This is a genomic window from Streptomyces sp. WZ.A104, assembly GCF_002382885.1.
Classification (GTDB): Bacteria; Actinomycetota; Actinomycetes; order Streptomycetales; family Streptomycetaceae; genus Streptomyces.
The window spans coordinates 1-628 of sequence record NZ_NWVL01000185.1 but is presented as its reverse complement, the minus strand read 5'-3'; the positions used below and the strand labels follow the sequence as shown (position 1 = coordinate 628).

Genomic DNA, 628 nt, shown 5'->3' with positions numbered 1-628 from the left:
TCGATGGCTTGCTCGTCATCCGGCCGCAGGATCGTCAGGTCGCGGCGCATCCGGGCCTGGTCGGCGATGACGGTGGCGTCCTTGGCGTCGGTCTTGCCCATGCCGCGATAGCCGGCCGATGCGCGGTTGACGGCGAGGCCGGGGATGTAGAGCAGCTGCTGGCCGTGGTTGAGCAGGACGTTGATCAGCAAGGTGGCCATGCCGTCGGCAACATCGACCGCCCAGACGGCGTTCTCGTCGACGGCCAGCACGTAGGCGAGCAGGTCCAGCAGTTCCGGCTCGTCGTTCAGCACGCGCCGCGACAACAGCCGCTTGCCTTCGGCATCCAGGACCACACAGTGGTGATGGGTCTTGCCGATGTCCACGCCCGCCCAGATCTGGGGCACGGGGTTCCTCCGGTTCGTCGGTGTGCGCTGTTCTCCCGAACGACCTCGCCAGCGTGGTCCTACTCAGCGATGCACCGCAGGGCGCTCGCATCTCCTAATCAGCGGCCGAGTCGTCGTGAGACACCGGGCGGCCAGGTGAGGGGAACCATCGAGGGCAACCGCCTGAAAGCCATACCCGGTGTCTCTGGGCCTCTGGACCTTACGACGGCCCGTCCAACCCACGAACAACGTAGGACCGCCTG

General features: G+C 66.7%; 1 protein-coding gene. It reads right to left on the bottom strand.

Going from position 1 to position 628, the window contains the following annotated elements; genetic code table 11:
• Nucleotides 1-386: transposase (locus CIB93_RS37050; protein ID WP_143660154.1), on the bottom strand; the 386-nt coding region annotated here is incomplete at its 3' end.
• Nucleotides 387-628: the final 242 nt, after the last annotated feature.